We start from the raw sequence: 17,561 nt of genomic DNA on the forward strand, positions 1-17,561 counted from the left end.
AGACCAGAATTCGAGCCGGCCCCACCGGGGCCGGTTCATAAGATGTAAACGTGCCGGACCTATCGTTAAGGCTATCCTTCAAACGGTATCGGAAACCGCCATGCGATATCGCGGCCTGCTGATCATCGGCCTTACTCTTCTTCCCGCGATGGCCTCGGCCGGCGACGTGGAACTCTGCGCCGACCTTTTCGGCAAGCTCAACAACGCGCCAATCATCATCGGCAATCGCGGCCAGATGCGCGAATATGTGCAGGCGCTGGCGCAGAAGAATATCGAAATTCGCAAGATGCGTGTCGACATGCGCAATGCCGGCTGCGGTGGCGGCAGCATCGTCGTGCTCGGCTCGGCAAACAACAGCCAGTGCGAAGGCATGCGGCAGGAGCTGCAATCGCTGGAAAGCGCGCGTGAATCGATCGCCGCCGAGCGCAACAATGCCCGCCAGCTCACCTATTCGTCGGAAGAGCGGACAGCCATCCTTGCCGCCATCCGCGCCAATGCCTGTCTGCCCTCGGATTACCAGGAGCAGAAGAAAGCCGACGAGATGGAGCGGCTGCGGATCCGCGGGCTTGCTTTGCCCAAGGAGGATGAGCAGCAACCCGTGTCACCGTCGAACCGCCAGAAATCCGGCATAACAACCCAGGACGATCCGCAATCGGGTGTCATCCATCTGCGGACGCTGCCAGCCGGCCCTTCGCAGGAGACGGCGGCCAACCCGCCGCTCGATCCGCGTGAGCGGCCCTATGATCCGGGCCAGAAGGTTCGGACCGTCGGCCCGGTCTTCCTGCCGGACGAGAGCATCGATCTCGCCCATCCGAAAGCGCCGGGCGCACAACCGCAGCAGTAACTGCTTTCAGCGCTCCTGCCAGCGCTCCGAAAACACCAGATCCTCCAGCGGCAGCCGCTGCCGCCAGCCTTTGACGGCCAGTTCCGGCTCACCGTACAGCTGGTCGACATAACCGAGGCAGAGCCAGGCAACGATCTCGATCCGCTCCGGTATGCCAAGCAGCGCGCGAACATCCTCGTCGCGAAAAATGCTGACCCAGCCGACACCGACACCTTCGGCACGCGCCGCAAGCCAGAGGTTTTGAATGGCGCAGACGGTCGAGAAGGAATCCATTTTCGGATTATGGGTACGGCCGAGCACGACGGGGCCGGCCTTGTCGGGATCGCAGGTGACACAGATCGACAATGGCGCCTTGCGGATGCCTTCGAGCTTCAGGCTTTTGTAGAGATCGCGCTTTTCTCCGTCGAACAGGTTGGCGGCCTCCTCGTTGGCGCGGGAAAAGGCCTGCCAGGCGGCCTGCCGCATCTCTTCGCTGCGCACGAGAATGAAATTCCAGGGCTGCATGAAGCCGACCGAAGGGGCGGCATGGGCGGCCCCCAGAAGCCGCTGGACAAGATCGTCCGGCAGAGGATCGGACAGAAACTGGTCGCGCACATCGCGCCGCGTGCCGATCGCCCTGTAGACCGCGTCCCGCTCTTCCTTGGAAAAGGCGCAGGCCGAAACGAGGGCTTGCGAAGCGGTGTCCGTCACAACATCCGGCACCGCAGTCATGTCTGGTCGCATCGTCTATCCCCAACAATGCAGAAGGCCATCGGCATTGGCCGGCAAATCCTTCCAAACATCGAGCGGCCGTCCGCGCCGATCGATCCACCTCGCCAGGCCGGTCTTCTGACTTCGGCTTCACCTGCCTGCCGCGACCTTCCCGGATTGCTCCAGTGGCCATTTGATGCGGCAGACATCAGCCTTACAGCGTTGGGCACGTTCCGGGTTTTCACCGGATTCCCGATTCTCCCGCAACGAGCGGGCACCTGACGATTTTCTTATGCGCCCGCGCTTTCGCGGATACAAGTTTCATACAGCTTCAAGCACCCGGGAAATAGCGGACAAAGGCGAATTGTTTGCCGTCCGGTGCCCAGTTGGGCGAATTCATCGTGCCCTGCCCGCCGAACAGGTCGAACAGCGTCTCGACATTGCCGCCGTCCATATCCATCAGCCGCACCCGCACGTTCAGATCGCGCGGATGGTCAAAAACATCGCCGTCGTAGGAGACGAAGACGATCTTGTCACCGAGCGGCGACGGATGCGGGAACCAGTCGCCGTAAGGGCTATTGGTGATGCGCTCGGCCGTGCCGCCACCCGCCGGAACCCGCCAGATCTGCATGCGGCCGCTGCGGCTGGAATTGAAATAGATCCACTTTCCATCCGGCGAATAATCGGGTCCATCATTGCGGCCCTCGCCAAATGTCAGACGCGTCTCGTCACTGCCATCGGTGGCGATCGTGTAGATGTCGAAGACATCGTTGCGGATGCCGCAATAGGTGAAGCGTTTTCCATCCGGCGACCAGCCATGCCAGTAGGACGGCAGGTTTTCCGTCACCAATTTTGGCGCCCCACCCTTTGCCGAAAGAATGTAGATTGCCGACTTTCCGAACTCGACCTTGTCGGAAATGGCGATCGCTGATCCATCCGGCGCGATGCCGTGATCGTTGTTGCAGAGATTGGCAAAGCCCGTATCGACCAGATGCGGATCCGCATCACCAGCCGGTGACAAGCGGTACATCAGCCCGTCGCAGTTGAGCATCAGATAGGAGCCGTCGGGCGACCAGTTGGGCGCCTCAAACAGTTTTTCCGTCTGCCAGACAACACGGCTCGTCCGTGTCTCGATGTCGAAAATTTCGACCGAACTGCGCAATGCCATGAAATCCTCTCAATAAATCCCTTCAGCGGTCCCGAAACCGGTTGGTGATGGGGTAACGGCGATCACGGCCGAAATTGCGGCGGGTGATCTTCACGCCGGGAGCCGATTGCCGGCGCTTGTATTCGGCAAGGTAGAGCAGATGCTCGATCCGGTGCACGACCGTCTCGTCATGGCCGCGCGCTATGACATCGGCAGCCCCCATCTCGCGCTCGACGAGACATTCGAGAATATCGTCGAGGACGTCATAGGGCGGCAGAGATTGCTGGTCGGTCTGGCCGGGCCGCAGCTCGGCAGAGGGGGGCTTGTCGATGATCGAGGCCGGAATCACCTCGCCTGCGGGCCCACGCACATCTGGCGGCCGATGGGCATTGCGCCAACGCGCCAGCGCGTAGACCTGCCCCTTGTAGAGATCCTTGATCGGATTGAAGCCGCCATTCATGTCGCCGTAAAGCGTCGCGTAACCGACCGACATTTCCGACTTGTTGCCGGTCGTCACGACCATGGCGCCGAACTTGTTGGAGATTGCCATTAGGATGGTCCCCCGCGCGCGGCTCTGCAGGTTTTCCTCGGTCACATCCTCTTCGGCGCCGTCGAACAGACCCGAAAGGCCGGACAGAAAGCCGTCGACGGCCGCCTCGATCGGCACCGTGTCATAACGAATATGGAGAGCCGCGGCACAGGCTTCGGCATCCTTCAGCGAGGCGTCCGACGTATATCGATAGGGCATCATCACGGCATGCACGCGCTCGGCCCCGAGCGCATCGACAGCCATAGCCGCACAGAGCGCCGAATCGATGCCACCGGACAGGCCGAGCACGACCGACTTGAAACCGTTCTTCGCCACATAGTCGCGCAGGCCGAGCACACAGGCGCGATAATCCGCCTCCTCGCCTTCAGGAACGGGATCGACCTTGCCGGTGTCGCAGATCCAGGTCTCACCCTGCCTGCGCCATTCGCTGAGATGGATGCTTTGCTCGAATTCCGACATCTGGAAGGCGAGCCTGTGGTCGGCATTGAATGCGAAGCTGGCACCGTCGAAGACGAGTTCGTCCTGACCGCCGACCTGCGCGCCATAGACAAGCGGCAGGCCACTTTCGATCACCTGACGCAGCACGACCTGATGGCGGATATCGATCTTGCCGCGATAATAGGGCGAACCGTTCGGCACGAGCAGAATTTCGGCGCCGCTTTCGGCTAGGGTCTCGCAGACTCCGGCATCGCCCCAGATATCCTCGCAGATCGGAACACCGATCCTTACCCCCCTGAAATTGACGGGTCCGGGCATGGGACCAGCATCGAAGACACGCTTCTCGTCGAACTCGCCGTAATTGGGCAGATCGACCTTGTCCCTGATGGCGATGACCCGGCCCCCATCAAGCACGGCTATAGAATTGTAACGCCCCTCGCCGTCCTGCCTGGGAAAACCGACGATCATGCCGGGGCCGCCATCCACGGTCTCTGCCACAAGACTGTCGATCGCCTGCTGACAGGCTTCCAGGAAGGCGGGTTTCATCACGAGATCTTCCGGCGGATAACCGGAAATGAAGAGTTCGGTGAAAAGGACGATATGCGCGCCCATCTCGGCTGCCTCACGGCGTGCCTGCCGCGCAAGGAGAAGATTGCCGGCAATATCCCCCATGACGGGGTTGAGCTGGGCGACTGCGATCCGAAACGTGTCAAACCTGTCCTTGTCCATAGGGCAGATCTAATCTCCGTCAGGCAGGACCGCAACGGTTGCACCGGCTTTTTCGCAAGCGCTTCGCCGCGAATGACGTGCTCGGAATACGAATATTATACAACGCTAAAATCTCTAGCCCGATTTTAAAGGATTTTTAGCTCCCTCGCGCAATCATATTCGTAAATACTAATTTAGAGGGAGGAAATCATGAGGATGCCATCCGTTGCCACATGCCGCTCCGGAGGGTCGGCGGTGGAATTTGCGATCATCGCCCCTCTGCTGTTTCTCGTCCTGTTCAGCCTGATCGGCTACGGCATCTATCTCGGTGCGGCACATGCCGTGCAGCAACTTGCTGCCGATGCTGCTCGCACGGCCGTTGCAGGTCTGGACGATACCGAGCGCAAGAAGCTCGTGCAGGACTATGTCACCAAATCGACCATGGACACAGTCCTGATCGACAAGACCAAGCTCAGCATGCAGGTGGCTGCAGATCCGGCCAATCCGAACCAGTTCACGGTCTCGGTCGATTACGATGCCAGCAACCTGCCGATCTTCAGCCTCTACAGCTACGCCATGCCCGACACCCATATCCGTCGTTATTCCACGATGCGGATCGGAGGCATCTGACCATGCGCCGCCTGCCCTTTCTTGCCCGTGACCGTTCCGGGAACATCGCCATTTCGGCCGCCCTCAGCATGCCGCTTCTGATCGGCGCGCTTGCGCTCGGCATCGACTATGGCAGCCTGACGCTGCAGCAGCGCGATCTGCAGAGCACCGCCGACCTCGCCGCCATCGCCGCCGCCGGAAATCTCTCCAATCCGGAAAAAGGCGCTCTGGACTTCTTCACCCTCAACAATCGCGACATACCGGTGCGCACGACAAACGGCCTGCTGACGTCCAAGGGGCTAGTGCCGTTTGATCCCGACACCGTTCTCATGAACTACGGTACCTATGCCGAGGTGACCAAGGGGCGTTACACGCCCGATCCGTCACTTGCGGCGGCCAACCGGTTCGTGGCGGGTGCAACGCCCTCCGACTCGATGCGGCTCACCCTCTATACCAAAGGTGCGCTCTATTTTTCCGGTTCGATGATGGCGCCGCCGCAGCTTGCCGCCAGCGGCACGGCGTCGATCGACAAGTCCGCCTCCTTCTCGATCGGCTCGCGCCTCGCCAGCCTCAACGAAGGCGTGCTGAACGCGCTGCTCGGCCAGCTGCTCGGCACGACGATCTCGCTGAAGGTCATGGATTATCAGGGGCTTGTCGACACACAGGTCGATCTCCTCAAGACGCTCGACGCGCTGGCGATCGATCTCAACCTGCAGGCCGGCACCTATGAGGACCTGCTGAAGACCGACATCACCTATGGCAAGCTGTTCACGACATTGGCCAAGACGACGGGCCTCAGCCCGTCGGTCGCCACCGTGCTGAACACGCTCGGCAAGGCCGTCGACAAGACCAAAGTGACCCTGAAACTGCAGGACATTCTTTCGCCAGGCCCCTTGTCGAAGAAGCTGATCGGCCAAAGCGACGGACTGACCATCAATACCAATCTGATGGACCTCGTCTCGGCGGCCGCGACCGCCAACCAGGATGGCAAGCAGCTCGCCGTCGATGTCGGGACCGCGATCCCGGGCCTCGGCTCGGCCAAGCTGACGATCGCAATCGGCGAACCGCCGGCCGGCACGCCTTATCTCGCCGCCGGCGCTCCGGGTACGATCGTGCGCACCGCCCAGACCCGCATTGCCGCGGAAGTGACGCTCGACGGTGTTTTGAGCCTGCTCGGCTTCAAGGTCCGCGTTCCGGTCTATCTGGAAATTGCCAATGCCGAGGCGAAACTCGTGTCGATCACATGCCCCTCGGCCGGCAAGAACACGGCGACCGTCGATATCGATGCAGTACCGGGCGTCGCGGAACTGACGCTCGGCGATGTCGACACCTCTGCCTTTGCAAATTTCGGCACCAAGCCGCGGGCAACAAAGGCGGACCTCGTGACCTCGCCTCTCCTGGACGTCACGGCACTGGTCTATGGCAATGCTACGAACAGCAAGCCGTCGAGGCTGACCTTCACGCCATCCGACATCACCAGCGGCAAGGTCCGTTCCGTCTCGACGCAGGACACGATCACGACGCTGTTCAATTCGCTGCTCGGCAATCTCGAGCTTCAGGTCGAGCTCCTGAACATCCCGCTCGGCGTTCCGAAGCTGATCACCGCCGCCCTGCAGGCGACACTGCCGCTGGTCACTGCACCGCTCGATACGCTTCTCACCAACACGCTGCTGGCGCTTGGCATCCGCATCGGCGAAGCCGATGTCAGGCTCGGCGGAACAGTGTGCCGCAATCCGGTTCTCGTCCAATAGGTTCAGCTTGGACGGGAACACGCAAAAGGCCGGCGATCCCCCCGCCGGCCTTTTCGTTTGTCATCAGCAATGATCGACGGCGATCAGCCGTTGACGACCATCCGCTTTTCGTCGCGACCGCTCTTCATCCGCTCTGCGAGCAGGAAGGCCAGTTCCAACGCCTGGTCGGCGTTGAGGCGCGGGTCGCAATGGGTGTGGTAACGATCCTGAAGATCGCCAGCCGTCACTGCGCGCGCGCCGCCGGTGCATTCGGTCACGTCCTTGCCGGTCATCTCGATATGGATGCCGCCCGGATGAGAACCTTCCGCACGGTGGATCTGGAAGAAGCTTTCGACTTCCGACAGGATCCGGTCGAACGGCCGGGTCTTGTAGTTGTTGAGCGTGATCGTGTTGCCGTGCATCGGATCACAGGACCAGACAACCTTCTTGCCCTCGCGCTCGACGGCGCGAATGAGTTTTGGCAGGCTGTCTGCGACCTTGTCGTAGCCGAAACGGCAGATCAGCGTCAGGCGGCCGGCCTCGTTGGCCGGGTTCAGCGCATCGATGAGCTCGATCAGGTTGTCCGGCTGCAGCGAGGGGCCGCATTTCAGACCGATCGGGTTTTTGATGCCGCGGAAATATTCCACATGCGCATGGTCGAGCTGACGGGTACGGTCGCCGATCCAGATCATGTGGCCCGACGTCGCGTACCAGTCGCCCGAGGTCGAATCGACGCGGGTCAGCGCTTCTTCGTAGCCGAGAAGCAGCGCTTCATGGCTGGTGAAGAAATCCGTCTCGCGCAGGCTCGGCTGGTTCTCGGCAGTGATGCCGATCGCCCGCATGAAATCCATCGTCTCGCCGATACGGTCGGCCAGCTTGCGGTAACGCTCGCCCTGCGGGCTATCCTTGACGAAGCCGAGCATCCACTTCTGGACGTTTTCCAGATTGGCGTAACCGCCCATCGCGAAGGCGCGCAGAAGGTTCAGCGTCGCCGCCGACTGACGGTAGGCGTCAAGCTGGCGCTCCGGCGCCGGAATGCGCGATTCCGGCGTGAAGTCGATGCCGTTGATGATGTCACCGCGGTAGGACGGCAGCGTCACATCGCCCTGCGTCTCGAAATTCGAGGAACGGGGCTTTGCGAACTGACCGGCAATGCGGCCGACCTTTACCACCGGCAGCTGGGCGCCATAGGTCAGGACGACGGCCATCTGCAGGAAAGCGCGGAAGAAGTCGCGGATATTGTCGGCGCCGTGCTCGAGAAAACTCTCGGCACAATCGCCACCCTGAAGAAGGAATGCATCGCCGTTGGCGACCTTCGCGAGCTGGCTCTTCAGCCTGCGGGCCTCTCCGGCGAAGACGAGGGGCGGAAACGTAGCGAGCTGGGCTTCGGTTGCTGCCAATGCAGCCTGATCCGGATATTCCGGAACCTGCTGGATCGGTTTATTCCGCCAACTACTAGGGGTCCAATTCTGCGCCATGTCGCTCACCTGTTTCTGCCTCGGATCTCCTGCCGGGCCTGACTTTTAAAGAATTTCGGGGCTTATAGACCGAACGGCCGTCCTTGCATAGCTGCTTAGATGCACCGATCGCAGGCCGTCTTCGATCCGTGTCGAATTCGACCTGAGCCGAAAATCGTGATCCTTGGCGGCAAATGCAAGTTCACCCCATCCGGACGCAGTGTCGTCAATTCGGTGACGTGACGATCGCACGGAATCATGCCTTGCAATGCCGTCGAATACACCGATGTGGCGGCACGTCAGGATGAGGCATGGCAGAGATCGAATTCTGCCCAGTAACACCAGAACGCTGGAAGTATAGGCAAGGTGTCCGATCGCATTTACGCGGGCCCGTTAATTCGCGTTTCATGACTCTGTGACAGGTTCTCGGCGGGGATACCTATCGGAGTGGGGCATTATGCGGCGGCTTACCGGCGATCGCAGGGGCAATTTTGGCATCATGACAGCGCTTTTGCTGGTTCCGCTTGCGGGCGCGGCCGGCATGGCGCTCGATTTTTCACGCGCGATGACCGTCAAATCGCAGCTCTTTGCAGCGGCCGATGCGGCTGCGGTCGGTGCAATCTCGGAAAAATCGAAGGCCGTCGCTCAGGCCATGGCCATGAGCGGCAATGGCAATGTGTCGCTCGACCCGACCGAGGCGCGCAACATCTTCTTCGGGCAGATGTCGAACGATCTTTCCGACGTCACGGTGAATGTCGATATCACCGTCGCCAAGGTCAACGGCGTGATCACCTCGCACGTCACCTTCGATGCAGCAATGCCGACCACCTTCATGCAGGTTCTCGGGCAGACGCAGATCGCGCTCTCCGATACCGCAACCGCGCAATACCAGACACCGTCCTTCCAGGACTTCTTCATGCTGCTCGACAACACGCCTTCGATGGGCGTCGGCGCCACACCGACCGATGTCGCCAACATGAAAAAGGCGACGGCCAACGGCTACCAGGGTCCAGGCCCAAATAAAGGCGGCGACGCCGATTGTGCCTTTGCCTGTCATATCGTCTCGACAGACGGCGTCGACGATCCCTACAGCTATTACAACGTCGCCAAGGCAAAAGGCATCACCACGCGCATCGACGTGGTCGCCAGCGCCACCAAGGCGCTGATGGCGACAGCGACATCGACCCAGACGACCGCGGATCAGTTCCGTGTTGCCGCCTATACATTCGGCCAGACGGCCATGGATGCGAAGCTCTACAAGGTCGCGGCACTCAGCTACAGCCTCAGCGATGTCGCCAAGGCGACCGACAAGATCACGCTGATGAGCATCCCCTACCAGAACTACAATAACGACCAGCAGACCAGTTTCGATGACGCGCTGAAGGGCATCAATACCGAAATCGCCGGCACGCCGGGCAAGGGCACTAGCAATGCCGACCGTGCGAAGATCGTCTTCTTCGTGGCGGATGGCGTGGCCGACGCCTATAAGCCCGTCGGCTGCACCAGCCCCAAGGGCGCAAATAATGGACGCTGCATCGAGCCGGTCGACACCACGACCTGCACGACCCTGAAAAACCGCGGCATCAAGATCGCGGTCCTCTACACGACCTATCTGCCGCTGCTGGACAATAATTTCTACAAGTCCTGGGTCGCGCCGTTCCAGCCGACGATCGCCAGCAAAATGAAGGAATGCGCCACGGACGGGCTCTATTTCGAGGTCAGCCCGACGGAAGGCATCGATGATGCGATGAAGACGCTGTTCCTGAAAATCGTCAGCATGCCGCGGATCACCAGCTGATCCGCGTTCACGCCCAAGCGACGGATGAGCGGGTCAGACCCGCTCGCCGTTCCTGATCCGGTAGGTCGGATTGTACATCGTCACCAGTTCTTCGGCTGCCGTCGGATGCACGGCCATGGTGCGGTCGAAATCGTCCTTGGTGACACCGGCCTTCAGCGAGATGCCGAGAAGCTGCGCCATCTCGCCCGCATCGTGACCGAGAATATGAGCGCCAACGACCTTGCGGCTTTCCGCATCGACGACGAGCTTCATGATCATCCGCTCGGTACGGCCAGACAGGGTCGCCTTCATCGGCCGGAATTCGGCGCGATAGACTTCCAGCTCCGCGTATTTCCGGGCAGCCTCTTCCTCGCTAAGCCCCACAGTACCGATCTCGGGTTGCGAGAAGACGGCCGTTGCGATCAGGTCGTGATCCGGCGAAGTCGGCTTGCCCTTGAAGGCGGTCTCGATGAAGCACATCGCCTCATGGATCGCGACCGGCGTCAATTGTACCCGATCGGTGACATCACCAAGCGCGTAGATGTTTTCGATATTGGTGCGCGAATAGGCATCGACCAGGATCGCGCCGCGTTCGTCCATGCCGATACCGGCTGCCTCCAGACCAAGACCCTTGGTGTTCGGATCGCGGCCGAGCGCCAGCATGACGGTGTCGACATTCAGGGTCTCGCCGCACATGGTGCGCGCCTGCAGCCCGCCGGCCGGCGTCTTCGTCACTTCCTCGATGACATCGGTGAGGAGGATGCGGATGCCCTTCTCGGTCATTGCCTTGTGCAGGCCCTGGCGCATGTCGTGGTCGAAGCGCGAGAGGATTTCCTTGCCGCGATAGATCAGCGTCACCTCGACACCGAGGCCATGGAAGATATTGGCGAATTCAACCGCGATATAACCGCCGCCGGCGATCAGGATCGAGCGCGGCAGTTCCGGCAGATCGAAGGCCTCGTTGGAGGAGATGCAAAGCTCGTGGCCCGGCAGGGCCGCATGCGGATTGGGCGTGCCGCCGGTGGCAATCACGATCTTGTCGGCGGTGACCGTCTTGCCCGTCTTGACGATGCGGATCGTGTGGGTATCGACGAGTTCGGCACGGCTGTCGATCATCTCGGCGCCGTTGTTTTCAAGGCCGCGGCGATAAAGACCTTCGAGACGGGTGACTTCCCGCTCCTTGGCGGCGACCAGCGCCTTCCAGTCGAACTTGCTTTCACCGACCGTCCAGCCGAAACCGGCGGCATCCTCGAAATGCTCGGAAAATTGCGAGGCATAGACATAGAGCTTTTTCGGCACGCATCCGCGGATGACGCAGGTGCCGCCGAATCGGAATTCTTCGGCAATTGCCACGCGCTTGCCGAGCGAGGCTGCAACGCGCCCTGCCCTGACACCACCGGAACCGCCACCGATCACAAAGAGGTCGTAGTCGTAAGCGGTCATGGCAAGCTCCTGGAAATGATCGGACAATGTCTGGGAGGACAATCTCGAAAGACGGGGGTGAGACGCACACCATATAGGATTGCGCCCCGCAAAAAGCAAAAGCCCGGATCGCTCCGGGCTTCACCAATTTTGACAATGCTATTTTAAAATTACGGCTTCGGTGCCGGAGCCGGTGCAGGCTTGGCCGGAGCAGGCTTTGCAGCCGTCGCGGGAGCCGGTGCCGGAGCAGCATCGACGACCGGAGCCTTGATCGGGTTGGCATCGATGACGGCGCGCAGCTTGGCCGTGCTCTGGGCACTCAGGTCACGCTGGATGCCGTTTGCCCAGATTTCCGCAGCCTTGGCGAGCTCGCGATTGACGAGCGGCTGGTTGGTCAGAAGCTTCTTGCCGGCTTCGGAATTGAAGAAGGTCGAGATCGACTTCAGCTCGTCGGCCGAGAAGCTCTTGGCGTAAATCGTTGCCGCTTCCTTTTCGAGATCGGCACGACGCGGTGCAAGCGCCAGGGCCTGCTCGTCGACGATCGCAGAAATCTGGTTCTGGAAATTCGGCGACGACTGGATGAACTGACCCTTCAGGCCTTCGGCCAGGTTGGGCAGAATGTTGTCGAAACGATCGGTGACGTTCAGGGAGGCAATCGCCTGGCGGGCTGCCGTCAGATGCGCTTCGGGGATCTCCTGGGCCTGCGTAGCAACGGTCATGGAAACCGTCATGACGCCCGACAGAAGGCTCGCGAAAATGGCAGCACGGCCGAGAACCGCGTATTTGATCATGGGTTGATTGCTCCTGGTTTTATTTCGCCTTCAACGTCCGCGCACCCGCCTCGCCGGCGATGATCGCAAAAGACGCCATATGAATGAATAGCCCGTGCTCGACGACGCCGGGAATAAAATTGAGTTCGCCCGACAGTGCCTCTGCATCAGGAATACGGCCAAAAGATGCGTCGAGAATATAATGCCCGCCATCCGTCATGAACAGTTCGTCACCGGCGCGGCGCAGCTTCATCTCGCCGCTCAGGCCAAGGCGCGATGCTGCTTTTTCGACGGCGATCCTTGTCGATGTCTGACCGAAAGGATTGATCTCGATCGGCAGCGGAAAGGCGCCGAGCGTTTCGACCAGCTTGGTCGCATCCGCAATCACGATCATCCGGCTCGATGCCGCAGCGACGATCTTTTCGCGCAGCAGTGCGCCGCCGCCGCCCTTGACCAGGGTCAGATCGGCATCCAGTTCGTCGGCACCGTCGATCGTCAGGTCGAGTTCCGGCAGTTCATCGAGTGATTTCAGCGGAACGCCGAGTTCGAGGCAAAGCCGCGCGGTGCGCTCCGAGGTCGGCACGCCCTGGATACGAAGCCCGCCATGCACCTTTTCGGCCAGAAGACGAACGAATTCCTCGGCCGTCGATCCGGTACCGATACCGAGCCGCATACCGTCTTCGACATGTGCCAGTGCAGCCTCTGCCGCCTTGACCTTCATTTCCCGGGCGTCCATGCGCCACACGCTCCCCGCTGTTAAGTCGTCAGCTGTTTACACGGCTCGCCCGGCAAACGAAAGTCCCTCATCCCGGTTTTGCTCTTCACGACCGGCCTTTGCATTTCCGCTCCGCTTTGCGTATTGCGGATCATCTTGAAGCTGCACATGACCGAGGCCTTTTTGACCAACCCTCTCGTAATCTTCGATCTCGACGGCACGCTCGTCGATACGGCGCCCGACCTGATGGACAGCCTGAACCACACGATTTCAGCCGTTGGCCTCGAGCCCGTGACGTTCGACGACGTCACCTATCTCGTCGGGCAAGGCGTCAAGGTGATGATCAGCCGCGCCTTCGAACTGAGAAAGACGCATCTCGACGACGAGACAGCGGCAAAACTGTTCGATCGCTTCATGGAGCATTACCGGGCGCATATGCCGGGCAAGAGCACCGTCTATCCCGGCACGATCGCCTGCCTGGAACGGCTTGCCGGCGCCGGCATCCAGCTTGCGGTCTGCACCAACAAGCTCGAGGAGCTCGCCTTTCCGCTGATGGATCAGCTCGGACTGACGTCGCATTTCCAGGTGATTACCGGTGGCGACAGCTTTGCCGTCAGGAAACCCGATGCCGGCCATATCCTTGGTACGATCGAACGCGCGGGCGGCGAAGCCTCGAAGGCCTTGATGATCGGCGACAGCATCAACGACATTCTTGCCGCAAAGAATGCCGGCATTCCGTCGATTGCCGTCAGCTTCGGTTATTCGCATGTTCCGGCAGCCGAGCTTGAGCCGACGCTGGTGATCGATAGTTTTGACGAATTGACGCCGGCGCTCGTCGAAAAGCTTTTCGCGCAAAGCTGACATTCAAAACATTTCCCCAAAACAGAAAACGGCGGCCAGTGGCCGCCGTTTTCGTATCAGAGGAGTTCATCCGCCTCAGATCTGGGCGCTGCGGCTCTTGGTCGTGGCCTGAAAAGCCTTCCAGGTGGCGGCATCGCGGCCATAAACGTCGTCGAAATATTCGACCGCGCCGTCCTTGTTCGGCCAGGCGGTAAAATAGGCGACGTAGACCGGGAATTTCACCGGAACCTTGACGGCCTCGTTCTTGCCGGCGGCGATACGGCCGTCAACATCCTGCTGGGTCGTGCCAAGCACGGCGGCCGCCATCTTGCGTGGCTCCTGCAGGCGCACGCAGCCATGGCTGAGCGCACGCATGTCACGCTGGAAGAAGCTCTTGGATGGCGTGTCATGCATGTAGATGGCATGCGCGTTCGGGAACAGGATCTTCAGGTCACCGAGCGCATTGTCGCTCGACGGCGGCTGACGGACCGAAACGTTCTGGGTCGAACCGTACCAGTTGACGCTGGAGGACGGTACGGCCTTGCCGTTGACGGCAACTTCGTAGCCCATGCGGTCGAGATAGGACGGGTCCTGACGCAGGTGCGGCAGCATTTCGTTGACGATGATCGACTGCGGAACACCCCAGTAAGGATTGAACTCGACGGTTTCGATCTCATCCTGGAAGAAGAAGGTCTGGTGCGCCTTGGCGCCGACCACGACACGCATCGAGAACTGCTCGGCGCCATGCTCGTGATAATAGACGCGGAAGGCCGGCTGGTTGATGAAGACGTAACGCTGGCCGAGATCACCCGGCAGCCAGCGCGCCTGTTCCATGGCAACGATGACCTTCTGGATCTTGTCCTCGGAACGGTCGCCGATCATCTTGCGGACGGTTGCAGCACCGATGACGCCATCAGCCTTGAGGCCGGATTCGCCCTGGAACGATTTGACCAGATCAACGAGTTCCGGCGAATATTCCGGCGTCTGCTGATAAGCGGCAAGCGTTGCGGCATGCTTGGTCTTCAGGGCTTCAGAGCCGGACTGCTGGATGGCAGCAACGATGCTTGCCATGTCCGGGCTGCTTGCGCCTGGCTTCAGGAGAAGATTGTCCGGCAGCGAAACCGCGGCAATCTCGGTGGTGGCTTCGGCGCGCAGCTTGGCAAGTTCGGCCTTGAGCGACTGGAATTCGACACCCTTCGGCTCGATGCCGGCGAAATAGGCGGCAACATCCGGAGCGGCAGCCAAGGCCGGCAGCATGGAAGCGAGATTGGCGTCCTTGCGCTTGAAGTCGTGATATTCGGAAATCCGGTTCGGATCGAGGCGACCGCGCACCATATCCTGAGCGAACATCAGCGTCTTGGCCGAAAGAGCCAGTTCGAAGCGCATCAGCGCCTTGTCATGGTCGGTTGCAACAGGCTGGGCGGCAACCGGATCGGCTGCGGCCGGCTGGGCGGCCGGCGTCGTGGCGTCGGCGGAGACAGCAGTCGGCGCAACCGACGGATCGGCGGCCGGTGCCGGGGAAGCATCAGCCGGCTGGGCGACGCTTGCGGTGGTCAGGCTCGGAACCGTTACGGCGTAATCGGCCGGATCGAGGCCATAATCGCCGGCCTTGGCCAGCATGTCGATAACCGCCCGGCCCTTTTCGCTGACATCCCCATTGGCGACCCAAAGCGGCGCGGCATTCTTTGCGTAATAGGCTTCGAGCGCGGCTGCGATATCACTCGGCGCCACAACCTTGGCCTCGGCGATCAGCCGCGTCGCGTCGGTCGCGGAAGCCGCGGCAAAGCCTGCGGTCCGCACCGTGCGCATGTCGTCGGCCTTGTAGGTGAAGTATTTCGGCGCAGAGACTTTCGGCAGCGGCTCGGGATCGGCCAGCTGCTTTTCCGACGGCATCGTGGTGACCACGCCCGGCACACTGGTATTTGACGCGCGGTCTCGGTTGCCCGGTCCGCCACGCAGAATATCCATCAAGGTCAGTGCGTTGGCAGGTGCCGTCATCGACGTGAATGCAGAAATCCCGGAAACAAGGGCGAGTGCAATCGAAGTTGTCTTGTAATTCTGCGGCAAGGTCTTCCCCGTCATTACATCCGCGTCCAAATCAGCGGGATCAGCAATTCACACGCCATCTATCCGATTGCGCGCGATATGAAAAGAAACGCCCGAAGCGGGCGAGCGGTCCGTCACAAGCCTCGAAAGGCGCCGGACGCATTGCGAACATTAAGAAAATATTCGTTAAATTTTTACTGACGGGTAACCAGATCAGCAAACGAAGGCTTTACCGAAAGCCGCACAATTCCGTGATACGTGTCATAAAAGGCACGTGCTGCAGTGCCGAAAAACCGGCCTTTGCGCCTTGCAGACGACAAGCAATCGTATAGTAATGCGCCGCATCGTGGCTCACGTCGCCAATTGAAGACGATCCGCAGCCCGACAGCGATCATCAGATACCTAGAGGCAGGATATGGCATCGACCCGCACCGAAACCGATACGTTTGGCCCGATCGAAGTGGCAGCCGACCGTTATTGGGGCGCCCAGGCGCAGCGCTCGCTCGGCAACTTCAAGATTGGCTGGGAAAAGCAGCCGCTCGCCGTCGTTCGCGCGCTCGGCATCGTCAAGCAGGCGGCGGCGATCGCCAACATGGATCTCGCAGGCCTCGACAAGACGACCGGTAAAGCGATCATCGATGCGGCGCAGGAAGTCATCGACGGCAAGCTCAACGATCATTTTCCGCTCGTCGTCTGGCAGACCGGTTCCGGCACCCAGTCGAACATGAACGCCAATGAAGTCATCTCCAACCGCGCGATCGAAATGCTCGGCGGCGTGATGGGCTCGAAGAAGCCGGTTCATCCGAACGACCACGTCAACATGAGCCAGTCGTCGAACGACACTTATCCGACGGCCATGCACATTGCCTGCGTCGAGACGATCGTTCGCCACCTCCTGCCCTCGCTGAAGCATCTGCACGCAGCGCTGGAAGCAAAGGTCAAGGCTTTTGCGCATATCATCAAGATCGGCCGCACCCATACGCAGGATGCAACGCCGCTGACGCTCGGCCAGGAATTTTCCGGCTATGCAGCGCAGGTCGCCTCGGCGATCGCCAATATCGAACTGACGCTGCCGGCGCTTTCGAAGCTCGCCCAGGGCGGCACCGCCGTCGGTACCGGCCTCAACGCACCGATCGGTTTTGCCGAAAAGGTTGCCGAAGAGATTTCCAAGATCACCGGCCTGCCCTTCGTCACCGCACCGAACAAGTTCGAGGCGCTTGCCTCGCATGACTCGATGGTCTTCGCACACGGCGCGATCAACGCAGCAGCAGCAGCCCTCTTCAAGATCGCCAACGACATCCGCTTCCTCGGCTCCGGCCCGCGCGCCGGCCTCGGCGAACTGTCGCTGCCGGAAAACGAGCCGGGTTCGTCGATCATGCCGGGCAAGGTCAACCCGACCCAGTCGGAAGCCCTGACCCAAGTCTGCGCGCACATCTTCGGCAACCACGCAGCGCTGACCTTTGCCGGCAGCCAGGGCCATTTCGAGCTCAATGTCTACAATCCGATGATGGCCTATAACTTCCTGCAGTCGGTACAGCTGCTCGGTGATGCCGCCGTCTCCTTCACCGACAATTGTGTCGTCGGCATCGAAGCCCGCGAAGACAATATCAAGAAGGGCGTCGAGAACTCGCTGATGCTGGTGACGGCACTCAACGGCAAGCTCGGCTACGACATCTGCGCCAAGATCGCCAAGACGGCACACAAGAACGGCACGACCCTGCGCGAAGAAGCCGTCGGCGGCGGTTATCTGACGAATGAAGAATTCGATCAGTACGTTCGGCCGGAGAACATGATCGGCCCGAAGTGACCGATCAAGCC

General features: G+C 60.6%; 14 protein-coding genes and 1 riboswitch. Of the genes, 6 read left to right on the forward strand and 8 right to left on the reverse strand.

Annotated elements, in window-relative coordinates; genetic code table 11:
• Positions 1-100 precede the first annotated feature (100 nt).
• Positions 101-844 (forward strand): hypothetical protein, encoded by a 744-nt coding sequence (locus tag FHW37_RS23975; RefSeq protein WP_145640958.1) that lies wholly within the window; start codon positions 101-103, stop codon positions 842-844.
• Positions 845-850: 6 nt separating this feature from the next.
• Here FHW37_RS23975 and bluB read toward each other — a convergent pair whose 3' ends face one another.
• From bluB to FHW37_RS23990, 3 genes are all read right to left on the reverse strand, one after another.
• Positions 851-1,567, reverse strand: a complete 717-nt coding sequence (gene bluB, locus FHW37_RS23980) for a 5,6-dimethylbenzimidazole synthase (protein ID WP_246690887.1) — start codon at positions 1,565-1,567, stop codon at positions 851-853.
• 78 nt (positions 1,568-1,645) lie between these two features.
• Positions 1,646-1,831, reverse strand: a riboswitch (cobalamin riboswitch).
• Positions 1,832-1,865: 34 nt separating this feature from the next.
• On the reverse strand, positions 1,866-2,696 hold the full coding sequence (locus FHW37_RS23985; protein ID WP_145641266.1) for a TolB family protein: 831 nt from the start codon (positions 2,694-2,696) through the stop codon (positions 1,866-1,868).
• Between the two features lie 28 nt (positions 2,697-2,724).
• Complete coding sequence (locus tag FHW37_RS23990; protein ID WP_145640959.1) at positions 2,725-4,398, reverse strand: NAD+ synthase; 1,674 nt, start codon at positions 4,396-4,398, stop codon at positions 2,725-2,727.
• A 189-nt stretch (positions 4,399-4,587) separates the two neighbouring features.
• Here FHW37_RS23990 and FHW37_RS23995 point away from each other — a divergent pair, with 189 nt between their 5' ends.
• Both FHW37_RS23995 and FHW37_RS24000 read left to right on the forward strand, forming a co-directional pair.
• Positions 4,588-5,007, forward strand: coding sequence for a TadE family protein (locus FHW37_RS23995; protein WP_145640961.1), 420 nt, complete (start codon positions 4,588-4,590; stop codon positions 5,005-5,007).
• A 2-nt stretch (positions 5,008-5,009) separates the two neighbouring features.
• Positions 5,010-6,737 (forward strand): pilus assembly protein TadG-related protein, encoded by a 1,728-nt coding sequence (locus FHW37_RS24000; protein ID WP_145640962.1) that lies wholly within the window; start codon positions 5,010-5,012, stop codon positions 6,735-6,737.
• 83 nt (positions 6,738-6,820) lie between these two features.
• On the opposite strand, the gene FHW37_RS24005 is transcribed toward FHW37_RS24000, so the two are convergent.
• On the reverse strand, positions 6,821-8,194 hold the full coding sequence (locus FHW37_RS24005) for a class II 3-deoxy-7-phosphoheptulonate synthase (RefSeq protein WP_145640964.1): 1,374 nt from the start codon (positions 8,192-8,194) through the stop codon (positions 6,821-6,823).
• 436 nt (positions 8,195-8,630) lie between these two features.
• On the opposite strand from FHW37_RS24005, the gene FHW37_RS24010 reads away from it, so the two are divergent.
• A complete protein-coding gene (locus FHW37_RS24010; RefSeq protein ID WP_145640966.1) occupies positions 8,631-9,971 on the forward strand; it encodes a TadE/TadG family type IV pilus assembly protein in 1,341 nt (446 codons plus the stop codon).
• Positions 9,972-10,004: 33 nt separating this feature from the next.
• Here the strand turns inward: FHW37_RS24010 and gor are convergent, their stop codons facing one another.
• From gor to rpiA, 3 genes are all read right to left on the reverse strand, one after another.
• Entirely contained in the window at positions 10,005-11,393 is a 1,389-nt protein-coding gene (gene gor, locus FHW37_RS24015; RefSeq protein WP_145640967.1) for a glutathione-disulfide reductase, read from the reverse strand.
• Between the two features lie 149 nt (positions 11,394-11,542).
• Positions 11,543-12,163 (reverse strand): DUF2059 domain-containing protein, encoded by a 621-nt coding sequence (locus FHW37_RS24020; protein WP_145640969.1) that lies wholly within the window; start codon positions 12,161-12,163, stop codon positions 11,543-11,545.
• Positions 12,164-12,182: 19 nt separating this feature from the next.
• Positions 12,183-12,878 carry a ribose-5-phosphate isomerase RpiA gene (gene rpiA / locus FHW37_RS24025; RefSeq protein WP_145640971.1) on the reverse strand — a complete coding sequence of 232 codons (696 nt, stop codon included), beginning with the start codon at positions 12,876-12,878 and terminating at the stop codon, positions 12,183-12,185.
• 147 nt (positions 12,879-13,025) lie between these two features.
• Here rpiA and gph point away from each other — a divergent pair, with 147 nt between their 5' ends.
• Positions 13,026-13,718, forward strand: coding sequence for a phosphoglycolate phosphatase (gph, locus tag FHW37_RS24030; RefSeq protein ID WP_145640972.1), 693 nt, complete (start codon positions 13,026-13,028; stop codon positions 13,716-13,718).
• 75 nt (positions 13,719-13,793) lie between these two features.
• On the opposite strand, the gene FHW37_RS24035 is transcribed toward gph, so the two are convergent.
• Complete coding sequence (locus FHW37_RS24035) at positions 13,794-15,779, reverse strand: L,D-transpeptidase family protein (RefSeq protein ID WP_145640974.1); 1,986 nt, start codon at positions 15,777-15,779, stop codon at positions 13,794-13,796.
• Positions 15,780-16,158: 379 nt separating this feature from the next.
• On the opposite strand from FHW37_RS24035, the gene fumC reads away from it, so the two are divergent.
• Positions 16,159-17,550: a class II fumarate hydratase gene (gene fumC, locus FHW37_RS24040; protein WP_145640975.1), complete on the forward strand. Its 1,392-nt coding sequence runs from the start codon at positions 16,159-16,161 to the stop codon at positions 17,548-17,550.
• The last annotated feature ends 11 nt before the right edge of the window (positions 17,551-17,561 follow it).

It is taken from the genome of Neorhizobium alkalisoli (assembly GCF_007829835.1).
In the GTDB taxonomy this organism is placed as follows: domain Bacteria; phylum Pseudomonadota; class Alphaproteobacteria; order Rhizobiales; family Rhizobiaceae; genus Neorhizobium.

Coding starts and splice junctions, on each gene's coding strand:
- FHW37_RS23975 (WP_145640958.1), top strand. CDS start 101: ATGCGATATCGCGGCCTGCTGATCATCGGCCTTACTCTTCTTCCCGCG.
- bluB (WP_246690887.1), bottom strand. CDS start 1,567: ATGCGACCAGACATGACTGCGGTGCCGGATGTTGTGACGGACACCGCT.
- FHW37_RS23990 (WP_145640959.1), bottom strand. CDS start 4,398: ATGGACAAGGACAGGTTTGACACGTTTCGGATCGCAGTCGCCCAGCTC.
- FHW37_RS23995 (WP_145640961.1), top strand. CDS start 4,588: ATGAGGATGCCATCCGTTGCCACATGCCGCTCCGGAGGGTCGGCGGTG.
- FHW37_RS24000 (WP_145640962.1), top strand. CDS start 5,010: ATGCGCCGCCTGCCCTTTCTTGCCCGTGACCGTTCCGGGAACATCGCC.
- FHW37_RS24005 (WP_145640964.1), bottom strand. CDS start 8,194: ATGGCGCAGAATTGGACCCCTAGTAGTTGGCGGAATAAACCGATCCAG.
- FHW37_RS24010 (WP_145640966.1), top strand. CDS start 8,631: ATGCGGCGGCTTACCGGCGATCGCAGGGGCAATTTTGGCATCATGACA.
- gor (WP_145640967.1), bottom strand. CDS start 11,393: ATGACCGCTTACGACTACGACCTCTTTGTGATCGGTGGCGGTTCCGGT.
- FHW37_RS24020 (WP_145640969.1), bottom strand. CDS start 12,163: ATGATCAAATACGCGGTTCTCGGCCGTGCTGCCATTTTCGCGAGCCTT.
- rpiA (WP_145640971.1), bottom strand. CDS start 12,878: ATGGACGCCCGGGAAATGAAGGTCAAGGCGGCAGAGGCTGCACTGGCA.
- gph (WP_145640972.1), top strand. CDS start 13,026: ATGACCGAGGCCTTTTTGACCAACCCTCTCGTAATCTTCGATCTCGAC.
- FHW37_RS24035 (WP_145640974.1), bottom strand. CDS start 15,779: ATGACGGGGAAGACCTTGCCGCAGAATTACAAGACAACTTCGATTGCA.
- fumC (WP_145640975.1), top strand. CDS start 16,159: ATGGCATCGACCCGCACCGAAACCGATACGTTTGGCCCGATCGAAGTG.